We start from the raw sequence: 26,196 nt of genomic DNA on the forward strand, positions 1-26,196 counted from the left end.
TCGTACGAATCGTTATAGATTCTCATAAAACTGCCTCATGTCTTCAAACTCATCCAGATCCAAACCACGTGCTCCCACATCTGATGGTGTTAGTTGCCGTTCGGATTGGTCCAGACAATGCTGAATAATGCCCGACAAATGATGTTCAAAACGCAACAGAAGCATTCGGATAGTATCTGCTTCATACGCGTGATGGTTATAAAGCATGCAGATGGAAAGCTTACCGTCTTTCAGCCGCCCATCCAGATAGAGGGGATAGGCTAAATCTGAAATGCTACAATTCTGGCTGGACCCTAATTCAACATCCATAGGCGATGTATGAAAGTGAGAGGAACTGACCGATTCAGAATGAATCAAGCGGAAGCCAATTTCCGGGTAATACTTAGCATTAAATTCCGATCTGCCGGAGGTTGCAGAACCATATTTTAGTAATCCATATCCTAAACCCTGGTTGGGCACTTGCCGGACCGTCTCCTTTACGTTTCTGAGCAAAAGAGAACTGTCTTCCCCAGGCTCCATGTCCAAAACAAGCGGATATATGGAACCGAATTGACCTACGGTTCTTGAAAGGTCCGGTTTGTCCGAAGTCACAGTTTGTTGCTCCCGATCATAATGTTCAAATCCAATGGAAATCTTAGACTGTCCGGACCATTCCACTATAGTCAGTCCCAATGCAGCAAGCAGTAACTCAGCGGTCACTGTATTATAGGTTTGGTTAGCCCGTGTCAACAGTTGGCTTGTTTCCTCGTCCGAAAGCTGTATGATGCAATGTTCTACTGGACGAAGTGTTTCGGAATGTGCAGATGTCTTATGGTCCTTCGGTATAAATTCTCCATCAAAATTAACCTTATCCAGCCAGTAGAGTTTCTCTTTGGCCAGCTTTTTGCTGTCTGCATAGTCTTCTAGCCACCGCATCCAGGAGCGGTAAGAATCTGTTTTGTCAGGAAGCACTATCGGTTCCCCGTTGAGAGCTTGTTCATAGGCAGTTGTGAAATCCTCAAGCAGGATACGCCAAGATGTGGGATCAGCCACTAGCGGATCTACAGAAAGGAAGAACTGGTCGGAGCCCGACATCCGGAATAAGCCTGCGCGTACTCTGGGTCCCTCAAACATTCCATAACTATTTTGAATCTGGAAGCATTCGCTCTGTAATTGCTTGCTAGCTTCATGGTCATCATCTACTAGAGAGAACACATCAAGTGTGAACAATTCTTCATTTTCATCTCGGTATACAAGGATTGACGGTTCGTCGATCGACGCCTGACCAAGCCGTAATCCCTCGTGATGAGTAGTTAATGTTTGCAGCACAGACCGTAACAGATCCTCATCGAAGTCCGGGTTGCCTGCAAATAGCATGGATGTTGCCGTCCGCAAGGTGTAAAATGTGCCCAGTTCATTCAACTGCCGCTGAATCGATGTTATTGGAATCTCTCCATGTATCGAATTCTGGTCTGTGTAGCGGAACAAAGTTGTCACAAGCTTGCTGAGATCCTCAATGAACGGGTGCTCCATCAAAAGAGAAATGTCAAGGGAATAACCATGCTGACGCAGGCGTGAGGCCACCTGAACAGCCTTAATAGAATCGCCGCCAAGCAGAAAAAAATGATCTCGAACGCCTATATGTTCACTTCCCAAAACGTCTTGCCATACCATAACCAACGCCTTTTCCACATCATTTCTCGGAGCAACATAATCCGTTTGCAAAGAGTCATGTCGGTCCGGCTCAGGTAACGCTTTTCGGTCCGTTTTTCCATTGGATGTAAGAGGAAGCTGCTGCATTGGCACCACATATGCTGGAATCATATAAAACGGCAGCTTTTGCTTGAGCGCATTCTGCACGTCCAGCGGACTTAATGGCTCAGAAGCCACAAAGTATGCACACAAATCCTTGTAGCCGTCTTTGTTCTCCCGCGCTACGACTACTGCTGATTGGATTCCGTCTATAGACAGCAACTGCGCTTCGATCTCGCCCAGTTCAATACGATATCCTCTCACTTTTACCTGTTGATCGATCCGACCCAGATACTCAATGTTGCCATCAGGCATCCAACGCGCCAAATCTCCTGTGCGGTACATCCGCTCATAATCCTCCGCTCCGCTGTTAAACGGATTGGCAGCGAACTTCTCCTTGGTCAATTCCGGTCTATTAAGATAGCCACGGGCTACTCCTATACCACTGATACAAAGTTCTCCCACCACTCCAATCGGCTGCAATCGCTCCGTACCTTCCTGTACAACATACAATTGAATATTATCAATCGGTTTACCGATCGGGATCACCGAGTGCTCTTCCACAGGCTCGCATTCAAAGAATGAAACGTCTACAGTAGCTTCTGTTGGACCATACAAGTTAATTAGTTTTGCGCTTCCAATCCCTGACATAATTCGATAGAAACGCGCCACCTGCTGAGGAGGCAATGCTTCACCGCTGGCAAATACATGTTTTAACGTTTTCAATTGTGCTTGCACCGTTTCCCTTGGTTGCTGCTCCAGATATTCCAGAAAAATATGCAGCATCGCGGGTACAAAATGAAGGGTGCTCACCTTGTCTTCATTAATCGTGTTCAGGATCTGTTCGGGAGACTTTTCTCCACCGATTGGCAACAAGCTTACTTTTGAGCCCACCATCGACCACCAGAACAACTCCCATACGGATACGTCAAAAGTAAAGGCAGTTTTTTGCAAAATCGTATCTTCTTCGCTCAGCCCATATCTATTGTGCATCCAGCAGAGCCGATTCACGACTGAGCGGTGCTCAACAATAACCCCTTTCGGTTTCCCTGTGGAACCGGATGTGTAGATGATATAGGCCGCATGGTTTGGTTCTGCTACAGGCGCAAGGTTGGAGGCATCTTCATGCCAGCTACTCATGCAGTCGGTCGTAGGCTCCGTCGATCTGGACGTTTGAGAAACCATGATCGTGGAAGCATAATCCAACACCATTACCTTGCAGTCCGCATATTGCTTCAGCTGTTCTGCAAACTGTGGTTGTGTCAGCACCAGTTGTGTTCTCGAATCTTCAAGCATATATTGAATTCTTTCCTGTGGGTATCCCGGATCAATGGGTACATAAGCTCCACCTGCTTTTAGAATTGCATAGATGCCAATCATCATCTCAGGTGAACGCTGAGCGATAATCCCCACCGGCTGATCCGGTCCCACTCCATCCGCCCGCAGCGTTCGCGCTAAACGATTCGCCAGCTCATTCAACTCTTGGTAAGTCATACACTTATCTCCAAATATGATTGCCATGTCATCTGGAGTCCTGCTAACCTGCTGCTCAAACCTTCCGTGAATCGTTGCATCCTGCGGAAAATAGGCAGAGGTGTTGTTGAACTCATATAGTAATAAGTGCTTATCTTCTTCTGTCAGCATATCCATGTCAGCCAAGCGAATTCCGACATCTTGAGTTACGATTTCCAACACTTTTATATAATGGAGGGCAAATCGCTCAATCGTCTCCAACTTAAATAGGCTGGTCGCATACTCCCAGGTTAAAGTTAACTGGTCTTGAGTTTCCGTTACATGTAATGAAAGATCGAACTTCGATACACCTAAATTAAACTCATTCGGTTGCAAACGAAGTCCGCCGAGTTCAATGACCTCTGTTCCCTTATTTTGCAGACTGAACATCGTATCAAAGATGGGATTGCGGCTTACATCGCGTACTCGATCCAGTTTGTCGACCAGTTGGTCAAATGGATATTCCTGGTGCTCCAACGCAAGCAGAGTGTTATGTTTGACGTCCTCCAGAAAAGCACTGAATGGCTGGGATGCCAGCGGTCGATTACGGAGAACTAAAGTATTCACAAATATGCCGATCATTGCTTCCGTATCCGCATGCCCTCTACCCGCTGCCGGTGTACCTACGAGGAAGTCCTCTTGCCCGGAGTATTTGCTTAACAGCACATTATAAGCTGCCAAAAGCACCATAAAGAGCGTTGCTCCCGTGTCTCTTGTCAATTGATTAAGTCTATCCGTCAGCTTGGATTGCACAATGAAGGTAAGGCTGTCCCCTGCGAAGCTCTGACTTGACGGACGAGCAAAGTCAGTTGGCAGGTCAAATACAGGGAGCTCGCCATCCAACGTGTCTAACCAAAATGCTTCATCCTTTGCTTGGCTGTCTCCGGCATAATGTTGTTTTTGCCAAACGACATAGTCTTTGTAGTGAACGTCAACGGGGACAAGTGGCATACCCTGATACCGTGTGCTGATCTCATCCATTAATACTGCCATCGAGAAGCCGTCTGAAATGATATGGTGCATATCGATCAGCAACATAAACTGGTCACGATGGATTGCGAACAGCTCAGCACGAATTAAAGGAGCCTTACTCAGGTCAAATGGCTGAATAAACAGTTCACGGGCGTGATCAGCATCCTCTTCAGAAATTGGAGTAACAGGAATGTCCAGTGAAAGCATATCCTGTACCTTCTGCACGGTTTCCCCGTCTACTATCTCAAAATACGTCCGAAAGGATTCATGCCGTGAAAAAACCTCCTTCACTGCATCAATGAACCTGGAAACGTGTAACTCTCCCTCTATATGCAGTTGACCTGATACATGATACGCTGCACCTCCACCCAGTTGATCCAGCACATACATTCTTTTTTGAGCGGGAGATACCGGATAAAAGGGCTGTAAATCTGCCCGAACAAGCGGCTCAAACTTTCGCTTTCGTCCTCCTTTTACATGTGCCGCCAGTTGTGCAATCGTTTGCAAATGTAAAATTTGTACCAGCGGAATATATACTTCGAATTCCTTGTTAATTCTGCTTAGAAGAACAGTCGCTTTTAAAGAGTCTCCACCCATTTGAAAAAAATTATCGTTGTATCCGATATCAGATACATTCAAAACTTCCTTACATATAGATATCAGTTTGTCCTCAGTCATATTGCCGTCAGAAACCTGCTTCTGCGAGTCCTCTATCTTGATATCTTCTGGTTTCGGCAATAATTGAAAATCCGGCTTCCCATCAGCCAAAAGAGGGATGCTATCCATCAGAACCCAAAAGCGAGGTTGCCCATAATCAGGAAGTATTGAGCTAACACTCTCTTGCAGCTTCGCTATATCCCACGAATTAGAATTATTGTCCACTATATAAGCCACTAGATACGAAGAGTTACTGCTCTCACCGTCTTTTCGTGCCGTCAAAACACAGGCATCCAAATCCAGTGCTTGCAAAAGATGTTTCTCTATCTGCTCAAGATTTACTTGATGCCCGCGAATAAGAACATCTCGGCTGGCTGCACCGATATGTCGAATTCTCCCTCCAACCTCGACATAAGCCCATTCCAGCGTAGTTCCCAGTAAACCAGCGGATGTGGCCAAATATACTTGTCCGATGGTACCCGTAGGAGACGGATGTTTATATTTGTCCAGGACACAAGGATAATTCCCTTTAGAATCCGCGTATGTCGCCCACACTTCCAGAAGCCGCTCCCTTTCCGTACTTCGAAGCAAAGACAGTGCAGATACACGCATTCCGTCTTCCTGCACAATCGAGCTCAGCAGATGTACAAAGTATTGCGCCCATACTTCCATAGTGTCTTGTTGAAAAAGACTCGCAGCATAGTCAAAATCAAGCCGCAACTGCTGACCAGACTCCGTAACATTCAGAAACAACTCATATTGACAGGACAATATTTCATGCTCCAACAATTCTGTTTCCAGTCCGTAATAGTGAAACTCTGGAATCGGCCTATCCATATTGAACAACACTTTAAGGACGGGCAAATGGCTTAATCCTATCTGGGCAAGTCCGGCAAAGCTGTATTTCTGATAAGCATCCAGCGTATGCATTACTCGCTTGACCGTCTGTGTGAATTCCGTGAACGTTGCTCCAGAGTCTACCTCACAAATCACTGGAAGCAAGTTAACGCAGTTGCCAATTAGCGGGGACACACCCATATGAGATTGCCCTGCGGTTGGAATACCTACCATTATTTGATTTTGGCCTGTCAGTCTGTGCAAGAAAAGCTGAAAAACAGACAATAAAGTCACAAATAAGCTGTTGCCAAGCCGAATACTGACTGATTTCAGTTGCTTCACCAGAGGCGCATCCACCACAATGGTGTGCCGTGCTCCGCGCGAAGAAGGAGAACTGATGTTGCGTTGGATAGACGGCAAGTCAAGGGCGGGCAATGGCTTCGCAAGTACATCTGACCAAAAAGCAAGGGCAGCCGCTCCACCTGCCTCTAACTGGTTTTGCTGCCATGCTGCGAAATCTCGGAACGGAACAGGATCGGGAAGCGTGCAGTGTTCCCCCCGTACACAAGCGGAATAAAATCGTTCCAATTCATGGAAAAACACACCTATGGACCAGCCATCTGCAATCAGATGATGAAATGTAAATGCAGCGATGTGCTTCTCATTCGACGTTTTTAAAAGCTGGATACGGAATAAAGGTTCCCCCGCACTTATTGGGAATACGGTCTCCCTGTCCTTATCCATCCAAGCACGGATATCATGTTTCTGTTCCTCTACAGAAAGACTGCTGATATCATGTAGCGGAATGCTGACAGCCATTGCCGGGGCGATGATCTGCGTTTCTCCGTCCTCCCCCATAAAGGTGCGTAAGGCTTCGTGGCGTTTAACGATGCGTTGGACAGCCTCATTAAATTCCTTAACATGTAGCGGACCCCGGAAACGCAGTAAAACAGTCTCATGAAGCGACTGCGATTCCTTTGAATCCGAGACTGAGGCGAACCATAATTGCTTCTGATCCGGAGTCAGCTTAATCGTCGATTCCTTAAGGTTCGCAGTTGCAGTTTCAGGAAAAAAAGCCTTATTTAGATCGTTTGCATGAGGGTGCAGATCCGGCAGAAACCCTCCTTTGCGCAGTTCATCAACGCTCTCTTTAATTGCCTGTACAATCCGCTCTATATCTTCCGAATTATGAGCCGTTGACAAAAAACAGTTCCGGCCTTCCCATATATAAATTCCTTTATCCAGCATGTGATAGAAGAATAGTTCCAAGTCACCTTTAAGGACGAAGCGGAACAAGGAACCGAAGTAAACGACCTTTATAGGTATCTGTTCCTCCGTAAAATAGTGATTCAGTTCTGCTGCGAGCGCCTTCGTACGACTATTCAGCTCGTTATGCAGTTGCCCCCTGTCCTTCTCCAACCGCTCTAGTACGGCCAGGGAAGCTGCCATAGCCAGGGGGTGATGGCAAAAAGTTCCCGCTACAAACGTCCGCTGTTGCTCATGCGGTGGATAAGAGTCATCTCCGAAGTTCCACATTCCTCCATCAATTCCATCCATGAACGATGCTTTCCCTGCCACGATACCGATGGGAAGACCGCCGCCAATGATTTTACCGTAAGTTACAAGGTCGGCTTCAATGCCGTACCACGCCTGCGCACCCCCCGGCTGAATACGGAAGCCCGTAATTACCTCATCAAAAATGAACGCGGCCCCGGATTGCTCCGTAATCTGGCGTACTTCCTTCAGAAAAGCTGCGGGCTGGAAATCAGGGCGACGACTCTGCACTGGCTCTATGAGAACAGCAGCCAGTTCATGGGCATGGGAGCGGATATATTGGAGTGACTCGTCCGTTCCATAGCTGAGCACAACGACATCGTCCACCATGTGCTGTAGTACACCTGGTGCGAGAGGAGTGGAATGTTGTTCCCTGCCATCCGTTGTTCCGCCCAATGCCAATACTCCGTCAAAGGTACCGTGATAGGAACCAGAAAAAATCACCACTTTTTCCCGCCCGGTGGCAGCCCGTGCTAACCGAAGGGCAACCATAATCGCCTCTGTCCCCGAGTTATATAGCGCAATTCGTTCCATGCCTGTCATTTGGCAAATTTTTTCGGCAATCTGCCCGGCCATATTGGACATCGGCCCAAGGCACATTCCGTTATGTATTTCCTTTTCTATCGATTCACGAATAAAGGATGGGTTGTGACCAAACAAATTGACCCCAAACCCCATCGTCAAATCAATATATTCATTACCATCCAGATCCCAAATTTTAGAACCCTCTGCACGCTGGGATATAATCTGATACACCATTTCCTTGTGAGCAAGCCTAAATCCGGCCACATTCCGGTTATTGGCGTATACAGACCTGTATTGCTGAGTATACTCTTTGGTCTTTCGTGTGCGCATCGTGTAATGTTCAATCAGCTTTTGCAGATGCTTTTCCTGCCTAAGTGAAAGTGAATTATGGGCTTGTACATTTATTTTTTGATAGGGAACAAATGCTTTCGATTTTTTTCTGTCTGGCAAAACAGCTGACACGGAAGCCTGTACGGGGGAAACAGAAGTAACTGTGGCAGCTACCTCCTTCATCGCGGATGTCTGAGGTTCGACAGCAGTTTGTAGTGAAAGCGATTCAGGCATTGCCACTGGTGCAAGCCGAGATTGACACAGTATTTCCATCTGCTGCGACATGAGTTGAAGTTGCATTTCTAAAATTCGTTCTCTCCCCGCAAATACATCCTTATTTGATAGCTTGCTTTCTTGTGGTGCGGGGCCTTCTATAGAGATAGTAGATTTTTGACTCCAGCCCGACAAAACGGAAGGTACCGAAGAAGTGATACTAGACGACACAGCCAGCTGATGCTCCTCCGAATTCTGGAACAATTCTTCAGAGGTCGAGGCTATCCTATCAGCAATATAGTTTGTCAGCAACTCCAGCGTAGTCAGTGATTCAAAAAACTCGTTCATCGGGATATCCAAGCCAAACGTACTTTTAATGCTGTGTCTAACCTGAGACAGAAGAATAGAGTCTAAACCAAGTTCTAAAAAATGTTTTTGCGGCTCTAATTCGTCTGGACTGAGTTGGGATACACTTTCGATTATTTTTGACAGTTTATTAGTAATCGTAGATTTTTGGGGATTGGAAGCAGATTCCGTCGAAAAATACTCATTCACCATCTTTTCAGACTCCTTTACTATGGGGTATTCAAGGAATTAATTTTATCCTTTCCAACTGTGACGCTAGCCTAAAAAGCACGATATAACCTAGCTAGGGGTACAAGATAAAGTTCTCATAGGAAGATAAATATGAACGGTCCACTGTATAAGGAACCATCCTTATACTAATAAAATATAATTATCCATCTGGTAAAACGAGGATCTAATTTGTTTTATTAAACCATTAATGGCTAAATTCTTTTATTCAACTTATTATGCAGGATATAGTTTTTTTCCAGTATTGATTCTTAAAAACTCAAATATTTTCTTTTACTCGCTGACATGCGTCCTCATAAAGTTTAAAAGTTATGATACTCAAAGCTTAAATTAAAGACACAATTTAAAAGTAAATGTTAGAATTCATCATCTAATTTATGACAATTTAATTCGATGAAGCTATACGCATTGTAAGAATTCACGATGACGAATAAAGTTATGTCTGCGCTAGTAAGCTTGAATACGGTTGCTCTGCCCTTTACGAGCAATTACAACCACTTGCAAAATATGACCTTTGTTGACACCTGTCGATTCAACGCAGCCTCACGGCCCACTTTCGATTTTCTTCCTCTCCGACTGGCTTTTTCATAACGGATACCCACACTACTAAAAATGCCAAGTCCTAAAAATAGAACCTGACATTTTATCAAATTTGGAGGGTAAAGACGCCGAAGTGCACTTTACTCAATTTTCCGGCAACATCAATACGGGATTGGACAGTTCACTTAACTTCTCTCATTAATATACGTTCGCGTATCAAGATGGAAGTCACTTCGTTTCTTGACATTAAGCGAACCAGAACTGCCTTTGATCCGGGGTTAGTGGGATGACCGTTTCATCCACGTCCACTGTCGATACTTCTGAAGGGTCGGCTATAGACACACTTTGCTTACCTGGACCTGGGCCTTTCCCGTTCGGGGTCAGATCAGGCAAGAATCCCCCTTTACGCAGCTCATCTACACTGTCCTTGACAGCTTGTATGATCCGCGCAATATCTTCCTCTGTATGAGCGGTCGACAAGAAGCAGTTCCGCCCTTCCCAGATGTAAATACCCTTTTCCAGCATGTGATAGAAGAAAAGCTCCAGATCACCCTTGAGTACGAAGCGAAATAGTGAACCAAAGTGAACAATCTTCATGGGTATCTGCTCATGGGTAAAGTAACTATTTAACTCTGCTGCCAACGCTGAAGTACGGCTGTTCAACTGATTTTGCAGCTGCTCGCCGTGGTTTTCCAAATAATTCAACACTGCTAGGGATGCCGCCATCGCCAGCGGATGATGACAGAACGTACCAGCTACAAAGGTTCGCCGATGCTCATTCTGAGGATAGGAATTATCTCCGAAGCTCCAGGTGCCTCCGTCAATCCCATCCATAAAGGCGGCTTTCCCTGCTACGATACCGATCGGCATCCCGCCGCCGATAATTTTACCGTAGGTCACAAGGTCAGCCTGTACACCAAACCACGCTTGAGCGCCTCCCGGTTGAATTCGGAAGCCTGTAATCACTTCATCAAAAATAAAAGCTGTACCGGATTGCTCCGTGATTTGACGAACCTCCTGCAAAAAGGCCTTCGGCTGAAAATCGGGACGACGGCTTTGCACTGGTTCCACTAGCACAGCAGCCAGCTCCTGCCCATGTGTACGTATATAATCCAGCGATTCGTCTGTTCCATAATTGAGTACAACGATATCATCCACCATGTGCTGCAAGATACCAGGCGCCAGAGGTGTGGAATGCTCCTTATTGTTGCCAGCGCTACCCAACGCAAGCACCCCATCATACGTACCGTGATAGGAGCCGGCAAAAATGGCTACTTTGGCTCGCCCGGTGGCAGCACGCGCCAAACGGAGGGCAACCATAACCGCCTCGGTGCCGGAATTGTACAAAGCGATCCGTTCTACACCGGTCAGCTTGCAAATCTTCTCGGCGACTTGTCCTGCCATGTTGGACATAGGTCCGACACACATGCCGTTCTTTAGCTCTGCCTCAATTTTTTCACGAATAAAGGCTGGATTGTGTCCAAACAGATTAACACCAAAGCCCATGGTCAAATCTACATATTCATTCCCATCCAAATCCCAAATTTTGGACCCGTCTGCACGTTGAGAAACAATTTGATAGACCATTTCCTTCAAAATAGGCCGGAATCCGGCTACATTACGGTTATTCGCGTAGACAGACCGATACTGCTGAGTGTACTGCTTGGTGCTTCGCGTCCGAGCAGTATAGCGCTCAATCAGCTCTTGCAGATGTTGTTCTTGGCGGTGTGAAAGCAATTCATGAGCTTTGACCTCCAGCTTTTTATAAGGTGTAAACGGTTTTGCTTCATGGCCTGCCTTCTTCGGAACAGCTAGTACAGGTGGAACAGTCGCTAATGCAGTTGCAATTTCCTGTTTGGTTTCAAAGCTCTCTGCGCTTCCTCTATTTGCTGACGACAAATCCCTTTCCGGTTGAAATGATTGGGAAACGGATGTCGGAGGAGTCGGTTGAGTTTGGAGCACATCAAGCTGCTGTGACATCACGTGCAGCTGCTGCTGCAAAATCTGCTCGATACCAGCAGAAGTCGCTATAACTGATGTGCTTTGAAATGGGTCTTGCCCGGACGTGACTATTCCATGAGGCGATGTACCAATTGCGCTGGAATCCTGCCCTGTCCAGGTTGATACTGTAGTAGCATCTACTCGATTAAGGGGTATTTTCGGTTGGATTTCCACAGCACCAACTGCTGCCTCGTCAGAAACGGAAATACTCACCTGTTCTGCGACGTAGCTAGTCAACAGTTCGAGCGTGGTCAGCGATTCAAAAAATTCATTCATTGGGACATCCAGGTCGAATGTATCCTTGATGCTGTGGCGGACCTGGGACAAATTAATGGAGTCCAGCCCTAGTTCTAGAAAATGTGTTTGCGGTTCCAGTTCCTCAAGACTAAGTTGTGACACATTACCGATCATTTTCGCTAATTTTTGTCCAATGGAAGATTTATACTGTTCAGTAAACGACGCTGACGTCGAATACTCATTCCCCATAGTTTCAAACTCCCTTACTATTGTATTTTTATAAACGGGTGCAGTCTGCTCCGCTCGAACCTGTTCTGGAACATGAATCCAGCACCTTTTCCTTTCAAACGGATACGTAGGCAGAGAAATCCTTTTGTACGGGTGACCTGCGTATAGCGTGTCCCAATCTATTTGTGCGCCCTGTACGTACTTCACTGCTACTTGCTCTAGTGCTTGCAAAGTGTCCGAGCTTCCGACGGCTGTTTCTGTACCACTACTGCTATCTACTTTTCCAATGTATACACCTTCAATGGCCTTGCCCTGCTCATAAAGCTGAAGTAATTTCGCTTTCAGAGCCTCCGCTCCTTCGGCTATCACAGCCACTCGGTATGTTAAGTGGCTTCTGCCCGTGTTAGCCGTATAGCAGACATCCTCCATCGGCAATTCTTCCTCACGTTCAAAGCGATCCACGTACCGTGCAATCAACTCACTTAAAGCTCCTTCAGTTCGCGCCGACAGTGTCAGTAGCAATGGCGATGATCCATTTTTTCGGTCGGTGGTTTCTTGGTCCGCACTCTTTTTCGCTATATATTCTTCCAGCACCACGTGGCAGTTTGTCCCGCTAAGCCAAAGGAACTCACCCCGCATCTTCTCGGAAATCCGTCTGTCTTCCATTCCCTCAGTCTAGTGTTGGCATACAGCGGAGATTCTTCAAAATGGATGTTCCGGTTGGGTGTGCGAAAATGAACGAGCGGTGCAATCTGTTGATGCTTCATCGACAGCACGCATTTGATCAATCCCGCAATCCCAGCAGCTTCGTATAAATGCCCAATATTCGTTTTGACCGTGCTTATCGCCACAAACTGCTTGCGCTGTGTAAATCTACGGAATGCCTGGGTAATGCCCTTAATTTCAACGGGGTCACCCAACTTGGTGCCAGTACCATGGGCTTCAATATAGCTTACCGTCTCGGGATCGATCCGTGCATCACGCCACGCCTGCGAAATGACTTCTGATTGAGCCAGCGCATTGGGCGCGGAAATTCCAATCGTACTGCCGTCCTGATTAATCGCGCTTCCTTTGATCACACCCAGAATGTGATCTCCGTCTTTTTCCGCTTGGCGAAGCGGCTTTAAGAGAACGGCTCCAACGCCTTCGCCCCAGCCTGTGCCGTCCGACTGATCGTCGAATGCTCGTGCCCGGTCATCGGAGGATTCCATGCCAATGCCAGCTTTCAACGGCAGCAAAATGGTCTTCACTCCACCGGCCAAAGCCATCTCACAGTCTCCATTCAAAATCGACTTACACGCCAGATGTACCGCTACGAGTGACGAGGAGCATGCCGTATCAATGGTCAGTGCTGGGCCTTTTAAATCAAGCAAATACGCAATCCGACTGGAGATAACGGACGGAAGATTGCCTATGCCAAAGTTTGGAATCGCTCCTGGCTCCACTTCGGACAACAATCGTTCATATTCAAAGCTGGTTTTGGAGAATCCAACATACACCCCTACCTTTTTCCCCGACAGCTGTTTTCCTCCATAGCCTGCATCCTCAATCGTGCTCCAAGCAGTTTGCAGAAATAAACGTTGATTCGGGTCCATCAGAGAAGCTTCACGTGGAGTCAGCTTGAAGAAGGTGTAGTCAAATTTGTCCACTTCGTCCAGATAGCCACCTTCGGCGATTTGCATGTTTCGGCCTTCCATATTCAGACGGGAAATAAAAGCTTCGGCATCCTTTTTTCTTTCATCGCTATATGGACTGATATGATCTGTACCGGAAGCTACATTCGCCCAAAACTGCTCCAGTGTATCCGCATGAGGAAACTTACCGGACATGCCAATGATAGCAATATCCAGGTCCTCTACCTCCTCTTTGGATTCCAATTGCGGTGCTGTGTTCACCTTATGACCTAAGCCCTGACTGGATATATATCCAGCTAGCTTGGCGATAGTCGGATAAGAGAAAAAGTCCGTTACCTCAATATGAATCCCGAGTTGTTCCTCTAATTGGTCCACGATCTGAACGAGTTGTAAGGATGTTACGCCGATATCAAAGTAGCTATCTTCCTTCCCAATTGACTGTACATTTAAAATAGCTTGGCAAATCCCAATCAGTTTTTGCTCGATCTCACCTTGAGGTACAGGGGCATCGTTCGCTTCCTGTATATTTCGAGCGGCCTCGGTTAGGGATGCCAAAACTACATCAAATTCTCCCTGCTCGTAGCTCTGAGCCAGCTTGTAGCGCTGAACCTTTCCACTAGTAGTTTTGGGAATACGGCGAATTGGAACTACATCTTGAATATGCCATCCTCCCCGATAATTCAAATGGCTTTTCAGCCTTTGGACTGTTGGCAAAAATAACTCTATTTTTTTCGTGTGCATCACAAAAACAACAATACGATCCTGTCTAGTTTGTGCATCATGTACACCGCAGACAGCTACTTTCCCCAGATCCACCCCGTCCAGTTCCTCTGCAATCCTTTCGATATCATGCGGATAAATGTTCTGGCCGTTCACGAAAATAATATCCTTAGCTCTGCCTGTAATCACCAGTCGTCCGTTTCTCATAAAACCCAAATCTCCGGTAATGAGCCAGCCATCCTCTGTCTTGACCTTTGCGGTAGCCTCAGGATTGTTATAGTACCCAGCAGTCACATTTTTGCCGCAAATTTGGGTGTATCCGATTACATCGTCCTTTAGTACCTGATTTTGCTCATCACAAATGCGAACAGAGGTGCTGGCCATGGGGTAGCCCAAATCCGCAAACGTAAGACAACGCTTATCGGATGAATCTACTTCTTCTATAGGTTCACCTACATGTAGCTGCTGCCGATTTAAATGAATAGTAACAAAATTATCTTTATCCAAAGGTGGAGTGGAGACACCTACGCTGGCCTCTGCCAAGCCGTATACAGGATACATGATATTTTTTTTAATCCATGTACACTCATGGCTTCCATAAATACATGGCAAAGCTCCACCGATATGGGCTCAGCCCCATTTAAAATCATGCGAACACTTGACAAATCCCAGTTATCCGCTGTTTTGGATTTATATTGATCAAGGAAAAATTTATAACCGAAGTTAGGAGAACAGATTTGAGTCACCTTATGCTCCGACACCTTTTTTAGCCATAATGAAGGACGTCTTATAAAAAGAGCTGTTGGCATAATGAGCTGCTTGGCATGGGCGATGATACAGGTTAAATGAAAAGCGATCAATCCCAAATCATGTGTGAGTGGCATCCAGCCCAGATACGCATCACTTGAAGTCATTCCCGTTTGACTGGCGATATCCCGAATATTGTATACGAGATTCTCATGCGTCAGCATGACTCCCTTGGGATCACCTGTCGAACCAGAGGAAAATTGAATAAACGCCAAATCCTCCGGTCTGGATTGATGAATGGTCCCTTTGTTCTGATCGGAATAATCAAAATCATGGCTAGAAAAGGTCGCTTCTTTCACAGAATCAAAGAAATCCAGCATCTCATGCTGATGAGAATACTTTTCTAACTGCTCTAATACTTTATGATCCGCAATCATGTAAGGGCAAGTAAGGGTACTCCAGATTTTAAATAGCTTCATTTTATGTTCATCATTATTCCCGATACTTACAGGTACGGGGACGATTCCACCGAGCAGACAGCCCCAAAACACATTCACAAAGGTATGATTGTCTTCAATTTGCATAATTAGCTTATTGCCAGGCTGTACTCCTTTTTCCTGCAATTGATGAAGTACCTGCAGTGCTTGCTCCAGAAGCTGACTGTAGCTTACATACTCCTCCTGTGTATCACCCGAAATGAAAATAATTCCATTTTCAGCTCTACTGGCTCGGTCCTGAATGATTTCAATTAAAGTTTGAAACTGCTCCATCCTGATCCCTCCTCAAAAGGTCTAAAACTTCCTCCTGCTCTCCTGCAGATACTTGTTTGGTTTGCAATATCAGGCGAATACACTCCAGCGCTTCGCGTCTTAGTTCATAAGCAGAAGAAGATTTGCCCGATTCTATGCTTTTGAGTAACTCCTCCAACCTGTGAATAGGTAAAATAACCCCCTTATGATACTCATCCTCATTCCAATTGGCATTGGGTGTAGACACCGCCACCGCCAGCGGTTTGACCAACCAATCACGGATCGAAAAACGACGTTCCAGCTCAATCCGATCCAAGTCTCTGTCCAAGGAAAGCACCTCAAAAGCGATGTTTGTTTCCTTTGCCAAGTTTTTCAGCACCGTTCGCGGTCCTAATTCAATTCCCTGCTTCACCCCATGTTTCTCCATATACTGCATCGTTTGTATCCACCGCACTGGATGGATCATTTGCAAATGCAAACCTTGACGAATGCTGTTGGCATCCGTATATGGCAGTGCTGTAACATTAGAAATGACAGGCCACAGCGGTTCATGAAACGTATATTTTTGCAATTCCAATGCTAATCGGTCAGCAGCATGCTGCATAAGCGGGCTGTGAAAAGGGCCGCTTACCTGCAAACGGGTAATTTGGAACCCACGTTGCTCTAATTGTCCCGCCACCGCAGCAACAGAGGCATGATGACCAGAAACGACGTATTGATAGGAGGAGTTATAACAAGCGATGGAAATAGGCTGACTGGTTACGTCATAGTGATCGCACAGCTCTTCTAGCAGATTTAAATCAGCCCCTCGAACAGCAATCATGCAACCCACTCCGGCCTCTGAAGCTTCTTCCATAAAGCGTCCCCGTTCTTGTACCACCCGCAAAGCATCGCCAAACGATAAGACTCCGCTGCTTACCAATGCAGAATACTCACCCAAACTATGCCCTGCAGAAAATTCGGGAATAATCCCAACATCGTGCATGTAACGTCTGAATGCGATTACACTAATTGTGAGTAGTGCAGGCTGGGTGTAGGATGTTCTGGATAATTGGGAGATGGGTCCTTTCATACATAAAGTTTTCAAATCATACCCCAAAATATCAGCAGCCTCTTCAAAAATGTGACCTGCCTCTGAAAAACCGTCATGCCATGCCGCTCCCATCCCGACATACTGAGATCCTTGTCCCGAAAAAAGCAAAGTCATGCGATTCATGTCCAACCCCTTTCCTCACCATAAAAAAGCGGTAAAACAAATGTTTTATGGGATTCAGATGTTCACATTCCTATGTATTTAAGATAGATACAGCAAAAACAACAAATTGTCTTGCCACAAACAAACAGTAATCGACATGTTAAAGTAAATCGTTTTTGAGTTTCATGATGTAATCAGAAATAAAAGTGTGTAAGTAGACTTGGAAGTGTAAAAAAATGGAGTGTGCTGGAAGTTCAGAGTTGATACATAGAAACTTCAGCATCATAGATGAGTGTAAGAAATAGATTAAGGCTATTAATTTATTATAAACATTAAAATGAATTAAAGTACAGTGATATATACTACATATATTTTATAAACCAAAAGAATATCCTCTTTTGTTTAAAAAAAGGAATTGTTTTCAGCTTTTTAATGAATTTACATGAAAATTTCGTATTCTAAACTATTGACTGGCATCTATCGTTAAAACAAAAAAAGCCGCCAATTTGGCGACTTATTATACATAGTTGTTGTCCTTCGACAGTAATCGACGGTTAGGCGTCGTCATAGATACGTAACTAATTAAGTAGCGAACTCCAAAGCGATTTATCTCCTTATGCAGTTTCCTTAATAGCTACAATGTGCAAGCGGCTACTGTCGATCCTCCACTGACTTCGTTGTGGCTTCGTACAAACGCTGTAAAAGGGTAACAGCTTCAGCCCGTGTGACTTGCGCTTTGGGGCGAAGGTATCCTTCATTAGCGGTAAGGACCCCCATCTTGGTTAGGGTGTAGAATGCTTCTGCCTTTTGATCCTGGGAATCGCCATCATAGGAGTACTCTTCTCCAGTCTTGTCGATGTACAGCACCGGATAGTAGGCCGAGAAATTGTCATTGTAATTGGCCTGACGAACTTTCATATCCTTGTACTGCGCAGCTGCGGAAATCACTTCCTCAATCTCAGGATGAAGCGTCTGATTGGTATAATCCGTCCGAAGAGAGGCAATCATCATCACATCCCAGCGGGTCAATGGTTTGTCAGGCTTGACATAGAAAAGATAGTTTGGATATTTCCCCCCAACACTTTCAGCATACGGCCAAACATAGTCCCCGTTGAATATTGCTGCAAAATCTTTATTCGCCCAGTGTTTACGCGCATCCACAAAGTCGGAAGATTTGCCGGAAGAATGATCGATTTCTGGAAAAAGCTTATGAAACATATGTACAAATTCCGCTTTCGTTATGGTTTTGCTTGGCTTGAAGGTCCCATCTGCATAGCCCTTGACAACGCCCTTGTCGACCATGGAACGAATCGATTCGGCAGCCCATTCATATTTTGTTCCTTCCACATCTGAAAACGTGTTTGCCGCGAATGCAGATTGACCGAAAAACAGTGTCGTCGCAACCAACGGGGTGATAAGCCATTTCTTTTTCAACATCTCTTCACACTTCCTTTAGGTAAAATTTATGTATAAAATAGTTCTCAAGACTCAATTTTATATCGGCATTTCAAAAGAAAATGATGATATCAGAGAGAAAAAAAGTACTGTTAAACAGTATTTTGGAATATCGACAATCTGTGTTTAAAAAATGCTATGGATACAAGTTCTAAAGCCTCTCCATATTCGGGTAGCCCGTCGGGAATTGAGAAAGCTTGTGGAGGCCTGCATGGGCCAATTTCTCCTGTATTACTCTTCCGACCTAAGCCTGTAAGTTCGACCCTGGCATCGATTAACCACTTCATGTAATCTGCCCACTAGTTAAAAAAACAGCCGAGCGCTCGGCTGTTTTTGGTAGAGTTGAACTATCGTTCTCAGTTACTTTAGCGAATTTCAGCCCATAGGACTGGGAACTTTTGTCCCCGGATATCGCTATTTCTTAGTAGCAATAAGCGAGATTAGATTCATATACTTCCCGTCATCTGCATTCAGCAATGCATTATTAGCACGTGCATAATCGTTGTTACACTGAAGCCATTCATACCAAGCTTTCGAGAAGCATCTCATTTCTCTTACCGATTCAACGTAAACATTTGGCGACTGTTCCCATAATTTCCGCCACCAATCGCATGTATGCCACTGATTATCAACCTCACTAAGTGACAAGAACGGCTGCAGTTCCACGGGTATATCCCCATCACACTCCATCTTTACCCCTGGCATTGCTATAGCCAATTTACCTCCTTCTTTAACTAGCGGCGCAAGATGGTCATCTAAGTACTGCTCATTCGCTCCAAAATATTGATACGCATCTACGCTTATAACTGCATCAAAGTATTGTTCCGCAAAAGGCAAGTGGCAGGCATCTGCATGTATGGGGATAATTTGGCTTTCCAAACCAAACTCTCTGAATCTTCTATAGTTTTCAGTTGCACTAATCCATAAATCGACAGCAAACACGGTTATGCCAAACTTTTGCGCCAGATAGATAGAAGTAAGTCCGGTCCCACAGCCCAAATCCAGCACTCGCATTCCTTTCTGCAAAGTCAAATTTTTCGATAGCTCCTCAAGCATGATAATCGAACTAGGCCCCATTAAATTTGCTCTTATGAAATCTACGTCATCTAGATCTCGACGGATCATTTCTGCTGACCCCCTCCTACTTTCTTCATTTCATATTTCCAATAAAGCAATTCTTCATCTTTGTGATCAATTTGAAATCCTAACTTCAATAACAAATTCTTAGAGCTGATATTGTCAGGTACGCATCTTGCCGTTACGATTTGGACCTCTTCATGATTTAAGGACCACTCTATTAATTTTTGAGCGGCTTCATAGCAATAGCCTTTGCGGCGATGGCTTTCATTCGTTGCAAAACCGATCTCAATCATACCGTTCTGATCAGGATCTCCTAAAAAACCAATCCCTCCAACAATTTCTTGGGTATCCTTCTCCACAATGATCCAAGAGTCAAAACCTCTAGTGCCATTATTTTTTATCAAAAGTTCTCGAAAATAAGGTAAAGCTTCAAAGAAATCAGGACCCGGCCATTCATCACTGGTTTTATAACCCAAAGCTTCAATAGCACCTATATCACGTTGGGCTGCTGCTTCGATTAAATTAAGATCAAGTGTTTTTAATATAAGCCGATTCGTTTGAAGTATCATGTATTGTCCACCTTTCTATTTACTTAGATTGAATCTTTCATTCAAGAAGTCTGGATGTATTTGACCAAATTGGAGTAATTCCCTTCTATCCCCCTTTGCTAAAAATTAGAAAAGGGCAGGAATGAACATACGTCATTCCTACCCTCATATCACCTGCTATTTGAGCCATAAAAAAAATCCGCGCTGAACCAGCACGGATTGGACTCATTATAACAGGTATCCCTAAGGATCTGGTAATATCCGTTGTTCTTAACTAATTCCGAAGCTTTCAAATCCCACCCGTAATACAAAAATTGGGCAGACGAATAGTAGGTGCATGAAAACCTCTTTTTATGGAATTGGATTAGTAAAGAACAGCTCCAGACAAAAAAATCTCTCCTTAGTGAATTACCCTTATTATACCAGGGCCAATTTTATCTGCCAACCTTTCACATGTTACAAAAGCGTTTCATTAGGACTATCCTGCTGGTTAGCTTAAAAGCAACCGAGTGATCGGCTGCTGTGGTAGCAGCAATTGCATCATGACCCTACAGGCCTTTTCCCCCTAGAGCACGCAGTTTAATGGGCTCCGCTCCGATAATTAACGGTCGGCCGCGTTGTATCGACGCCAGTACCTCTTCGTTCTCAAGACTGGCTGCATGGGCATCTGCATCTTTCCACAGTTCGGTCACATACACCGCATTCGGGTCGTCGTCTGACACATTGACTATATACAAATAGCAGTCATTATTCGACTTCAACAGATCGGCCGCTTCTAGCAAGATGTCTGCAAGAGCGTCCCTTTGCCCTGGACGTGCCGTCAACTTTCCATACATAGCAAAATGGTTCATGATCCTCATCCTACCCTCGAGTGATGTTTGACTTCATCTTATCATAATGTTCCGCAATGTCAGCGCTAATTTCAGCAAGCTTCTCCACAAGCGCTAAAAAATAGTCGGTACCATTCCCCCATCCATACGGATTGGAGAACCTTTAAATGCAGATGCATAAGGACTACATACAAATGTAGCTAGTCTACCTATTTCAATAGGCTTGATAAATCGCTGTATTTCAGATTGAGGCAGGTTGGTAACCATAAAATCTTTCTCTTTTTCTAAAAAAGTCATATCTTCATGAGGATACATACTCTCAATGATTTGGTGCACATTCTCAGAGAGTGTTGGTCCTGGCATGATCGTATTGACTGTAACTTCTGTTCCTATTGTTAATTTAGATAAGCTTTTTGACAATGATAACAACATAGATTTTGTCATACAATACTGCGGCATTTGTCCTGAAGGCATAATTGCTTCTTCACTCGCAATAAAAATAATGCGGCCATAATCATTTTTCAACATTTTAGGTAAATAAAATTTTGATAATCCATTTGCAGCAAGAACGTTAGTGCGGAAGTATTTTTCCCATACTTCATCGTCTACGTCCTCATATTGCATAATTTCATAAATACCCGTATTGTTAACTAAAATATCAATATTAGGGTATTTTTCGAATAAAGCATCTCTTTGTCCAATATCCACAATATCGGCTGTGGCATTTTGAGGAGAGGTAGCTGGGAAATCTGACTTAATTTCATTTACAGTTCGTTCTACCTCTTCATAATTTCGTCCATTAATTAGTACATTAACACCTTCTTTGGCTAGTTCAATGGCAATTGCTTTACCAATACCTTTCGTTGATCCTGTAACTAAAGCTGTTTTATAATTTAATCCCATATCCATAATACACTTCTCCTTTTTTAAAACAGTCTTGTGCTCCGGATAGTGGTTATGTTATCTTGTCTGGATTGTCCAGTAACTAGTATAATACGCCAAAGTTCTTGTTTAACACGCCAAATGACAAAACTCATTAGGAATTGTATCAATGAATAGTCGGCAGTCCTAGCGTGCTCCTGATATCGAGTTTGTACCTAGATGTTCATTCCGCCAATTTGAAGGTGTATCACCCTCCCATAGGCGGAAGGCGCGGTAAAACGAGTTCTGGTCTTCATATCCAATCAAGAATGCCACCTCTTTAATATCAAGCGAGGGGTCTGCCAAGTACTTTCGTGCCTGCTCATGTCTAGCTTGTGTCAACAGAAGCTTGAAGCTCGTGTTTTCGTCAGTAAGCCGGCGCTGCAAGGTACGATCGCTCATACCGAGCTTCTTCGCCACAGCCTGAATGTCGGGGCGCCCTCCTGTAAGGCTACGTTTCATGATCCATTTGACCATCTCGCTAATTGAGCGGCTGCGCTGCTGTTCATCCAACGACCGGTCCAAAACAGGAGTCAGGATCTCCAGCAGCTCTTCGTTGTACGAGACAAAGGGGCGGCCCAGATCTCTTCGATGTAGCGTCAATCGGTTACGTTTTGCACCAATCCGGATACGACAGCCGAAGTAAGCTTCAAGCGCCTGTACATCACCCATGGAGTTCGAAAATTCAACAAGCTGCGCGGTCAAAGGTTGACCTGTGCCCCGGCGTCCAATCTCCAGAAGACAAGCCAGCGTGATACCAACCAGCATCCGCGGACCAGATTGCTCGGGAGACAGCCATTCCAAATCAATTGTGCAGTGCTCGCCCTCCTCAGTGATATGTAGGCTTTCCGGGGGACACAGTTGTTTGTACCGAGCCATTCGGTTTAGAGCGTCGCGGTAGTCCCGAGCGTGGTAAGTCGCTAAGACGGTCGGTGGGTACTTCGCTGTATCAAAGACGGTCGCAAGCTTGATGATTCCTTGGGCAGTATCACCAATGAGATCAGAATATGCCTGCCAGATCGCGAAATATTGGGCGGTGGTGACTACTGGTTCAGTAATAATGGTGATCGGCAATCGTGCTTTGCGAGCAACGTCGTGGGCGCCAAACCCTAATTGACATAATCCTGCCCACAATCCTGGCGGGATTTTAATACGGTCAGTGGTATGAGACTTCATACATATGGGCCTCCTTTATATACTTACATATTCATTAGTTTTGGTTGCAATGGGGTCCCTCTTAAGTACACATAAGAATACTCTTAAGTACGTTAAGGTGTCTACATTAACGTACTAAGCTGCGGCAAATGTTACATCTTCTTGGTATCTGTGCTACTTTAACACCAAAAAAACACACCCATATGTTTATGAGTGTGTTTTTAAAACCTCAAACCACCGACACTCCTAGGAATGTCATTCCCTCCATGCTTCTTATATTTAAAAATTAAGGCTTCAAGAAAGGCCCGTTTTCACCGATCTTACCAGGAGCAGGATTACCCGGGAGATCAAGTACATATACCCTTAAGTTTCCTTTGCCCGAAACTGCCAGATTGAGCGTCCCATTCGTGACCTCTTTGACGTCTCCGGTAATAGCATCTTTATAAGTGCCGTTAGGAATATTCCGAAAAACAGCTGATTCACTAACAGTAACTAAAGCATAACTGTCTATGCCTTTTGATGAATCCGTATAACGTCGCTTGTACGCCATTTGTCCGCTTACATCCTTTGTAGAATACTGTCCTTTCTGCAAGGCAGGAATACTTCTTCGAATTTGATTCAGTCGCTGAATGTGCTTTACAAGTGGGTGCTGCAGGGTTTGAGCAACCGAACCTGAAGCAGAAGCTACCTGTCCGAAATCGGAGGCTACTACTGTACCTTCAATATGATCTCCATAGTAAGCACGTCCTGTGGTTGCTAATGGACATGTTGGACCACAGTCGATTGGCTTGCCTGCCTGAAATTCGATTTCTGAGCCGTAATACAATGTTGGAATTCCACGGAAAGTCCACATTAAACTCATATTCTCAGCCCATGCAGCCGTGCCCCCCGTATACCGGGTCGATGATTTGTTAGGTCCATAATCATGGCTATCTACATACACTACGTTATAGGTCGCATCGTTATAACTGTCATCCGAATCCTTGCCATTCCAAAATGCGTTATTCGCATCACTAAAATTCATATGCATCCTCATATCAATTACATTCATCCCGGAGGATTGCGAATGGTCCGGTTCATGATACAAATTCCCTTTGAGGAATGCATTATCGGATAAAGGCTGATTGGCTGTACCAAGATTATTTTCGTGTTGATATTGTTCCAACGCAGCTACTTCATCATTGGTGCTATACTCTTTGCGTTCCTTCCAAGTGAAGAATTGAGCCGAATGATTCACAGAACCTCGGTTCCATTTATCGTTAACGAAAGCACCTACTTCACCGAACATATAGAAATTACGTCCTTTTTCACCAAACTTCTCAATCGCCCGCTCCTGCGCTGCAGGAAGAAAATGACGGTTCCAGGTAACGCGTGGAATGTGCACAGCGGTGTCTATCCTAAACCCGTCTACACCCATATCTATAAATCGATTGTACGCTTCAATTAAATAATCTTGGACAGGCTTCGACTCTGTATTAAAGTCAGCCAGATCCTCATGCAGCCAACAACTCCGTGAATCTTCCCCTTCCCAATTGCCGATCCAGCAACTGTGATAGTACTGTGAAGGAAACATGCCAGAGGTGGGGTTGGGCCATTGGCAATTGTAGGTTTTTGAGTTCATTGGGATTCCCCAATTCCGACAGGTGTTGCCCTCCGGTTCCTTCGTTGACCATAGGTCACCGTTATACGGCTTGCCTGCGTCATTCTGCTGAAGGCCATCGTACTCGATTCCTTCTTGAGGTTCGTCATAGTACCAGCTCCACTGATTATCTCGAATACCGAATACTTTTGGCGTGAATAGACCTTTTGCACCCCAGCGGCTAGAGTGATTGTACACAACATCCTGTATAATTTTAATATCTTTGTCGTGTGCAGCATTAATCAAATCCTGGTATGTTGCACCTGGTGACTCTAACCTGGGATCCACTCGAAAAAAATCGTAACCATGGTAGCCGTGAAAGTCATAATCAGATCGATTCAATACAACCGGTGTAATCCAAATCGCTGAGAAGCCAAGAGCCTTGATATAATCCAGTTTATTGATTAACCCTTGAAAATCGCCCCTAAACATTGGATCACTGTTGGCTGCATTGCCGCTTGAAACATGATTCGCACCACCTCGGTTGTTCGAAGGGTCCCCATCATAGAATCTGGCAGTCATCACAAAGTAAATTGAATCTTCACGCATATCTGTTCCGATCGGACTTCCCTTTGAAGCAGGAGGTGATGAAGTTCCTGTTGTTGCACTCACCTCAATACTACTTTCCGATTTGTTGGCTGGTTCTGCTTTATCGTATGCCTTAACTGTATACGTATATGTCGTTTTCGCCTCCAATAATGAATCTTGGAAGGTAGTACGGGTCGTCGTATAGACCTTTTTGCCTTTAGTTCCTCCTGTGCGAGTGATCTCATACCCGCCGATTCCACTTCCACCAACATTATCAACAGAAGGATCCCATTCTAATTGGATTCGTAGTCCATCGGCATTGGCTATCAATAATTGAGGTATAGAAGGTGCTTCTAAATCAATAACCGGAGGGTTACACGGATTCTTAGCTCCGGTTGTTGTGACGATACCGTCTTTGACGGTACTTAAACCAGCAGCTAAATGATAATCAGCGCCTTTATTATTATCCCAGACAGAGCCGTTGTTAAATGCTGCTTTCATCGATGTTTTGGAGCCAAGATCAATAGTTTTTTTGGCCCAATCCAAGCAAGCGTTTTCATTCATGCTGATACCCGGCGGGGATGTCCAGGATGAACCATCGGGAGCATAGTGGATATTTACATCGCTCCAGCCACGGCTTTTCTTAAAATAGTAAACTATCGCTTGGTTGTCTGGAAGGGCTGTCAAATCAAGGTTCTTCGGCAGATTGGCATATGTTGCATCGGAGATATTCTGCTTGATGAGAGAACCGTTGCGATAGAGATCGTAATCTGATACTCCACTACCATTGGAGATGTCTTCGGAGGCTTTCCATGAAAGTTTTACTGATGTACTTGTAACGTTTTTAGGCGATTCATCAGCATTGATCGGCGTAACAACACTTACTGATGCTAATACAAGTATCCCCGTGATCATGAGTAAAAATAAGCGTTTCCAAGATCTTCGTTTATAACTCCTCATTCTCTACGTCCCTTCATCTATATTCTTCTGGTCGCACAGTACAATAAACGATCTCTCCCTTCCTCTTTCTCATACAAATGATTATGCTAGCACTTACATGGATT

General features: G+C 44.9%; 9 protein-coding genes and 1 pseudogene. All 10 read right to left on the reverse strand.

Translation table 11 applies throughout. From position 1 onward, the window contains the following. Window positions 1-12 precede the first annotated feature (12 nt). Entirely contained in the window at window positions 13-8,886 is an 8,874-nt protein-coding gene (locus tag MKX59_RS15195) for an amino acid adenylation domain-containing protein (RefSeq protein WP_445669766.1), read from the reverse strand. An 828-nt stretch (window positions 8,887-9,714) separates the two neighbouring features. Next, a pseudogene (locus tag MKX59_RS27620) lies at window positions 9,715-15,802 on the reverse strand (aminotransferase class III-fold pyridoxal phosphate-dependent enzyme); the annotation flags it as partial. Beyond that, on the reverse strand, window positions 15,777-16,997 hold the full coding sequence (gene fabD / locus MKX59_RS15215) for an ACP S-malonyltransferase (RefSeq protein ID WP_071558748.1): 1,221 nt from the start codon (window positions 16,995-16,997) through the stop codon (window positions 15,777-15,779). The gene fabD and the pseudogene MKX59_RS27620, both read right to left, overlap by 26 nt. Window positions 16,998-17,627: 630 nt before the next feature. Beyond that, on the reverse strand, window positions 17,628-18,413 hold the full coding sequence (locus MKX59_RS15220; RefSeq protein WP_071558749.1) for an S-layer homology domain-containing protein: 786 nt from the start codon (window positions 18,411-18,413) through the stop codon (window positions 17,628-17,630). A 432-nt stretch (window positions 18,414-18,845) separates the two neighbouring features. Further along, window positions 18,846-19,556 (reverse strand): SAM-dependent methyltransferase, encoded by a 711-nt coding sequence (locus MKX59_RS15225; RefSeq protein ID WP_076265405.1) that lies wholly within the window; start codon window positions 19,554-19,556, stop codon window positions 18,846-18,848. Beyond that, on the reverse strand, window positions 19,553-20,080 hold the full coding sequence (locus MKX59_RS15230) for a GNAT family N-acetyltransferase (RefSeq protein WP_340858511.1): 528 nt from the start codon (window positions 20,078-20,080) through the stop codon (window positions 19,553-19,555). The genes MKX59_RS15225 and MKX59_RS15230 overlap by 4 nt, the downstream gene beginning before the upstream one ends. Window positions 20,081-20,607: 527 nt before the next feature. Continuing rightward, window positions 20,608-20,910 carry a putative quinol monooxygenase gene (locus tag MKX59_RS15235; RefSeq protein ID WP_071558750.1) on the reverse strand — a complete coding sequence of 101 codons (303 nt, stop codon included), beginning with the start codon at window positions 20,908-20,910 and terminating at the stop codon, window positions 20,608-20,610. Window positions 20,911-21,003: 93 nt separating this feature from the next. Continuing rightward, window positions 21,004-21,798: an SDR family NAD(P)-dependent oxidoreductase gene (locus MKX59_RS15240; protein ID WP_071558751.1), complete on the reverse strand. Its 795-nt coding sequence runs from the start codon at window positions 21,796-21,798 to the stop codon at window positions 21,004-21,006. 159 nt (window positions 21,799-21,957) lie between these two features. Continuing rightward, complete coding sequence (locus MKX59_RS15245) at window positions 21,958-22,986, reverse strand: helix-turn-helix transcriptional regulator (RefSeq protein ID WP_071558752.1); 1,029 nt, start codon at window positions 22,984-22,986, stop codon at window positions 21,958-21,960. Between the two features lie 265 nt (window positions 22,987-23,251). Then, complete coding sequence (locus tag MKX59_RS15250) at window positions 23,252-26,092, reverse strand: alpha-amylase family glycosyl hydrolase (protein WP_076265404.1); 2,841 nt, start codon at window positions 26,090-26,092, stop codon at window positions 23,252-23,254. Window positions 26,093-26,196 lie beyond the last annotated feature (104 nt).

This window comes from Paenibacillus sp. FSL R7-0340 (assembly GCF_038002205.1).
Classification (GTDB): Bacteria; Bacillota; Bacilli; order Paenibacillales; family Paenibacillaceae; genus Paenibacillus; species Paenibacillus polymyxa_B.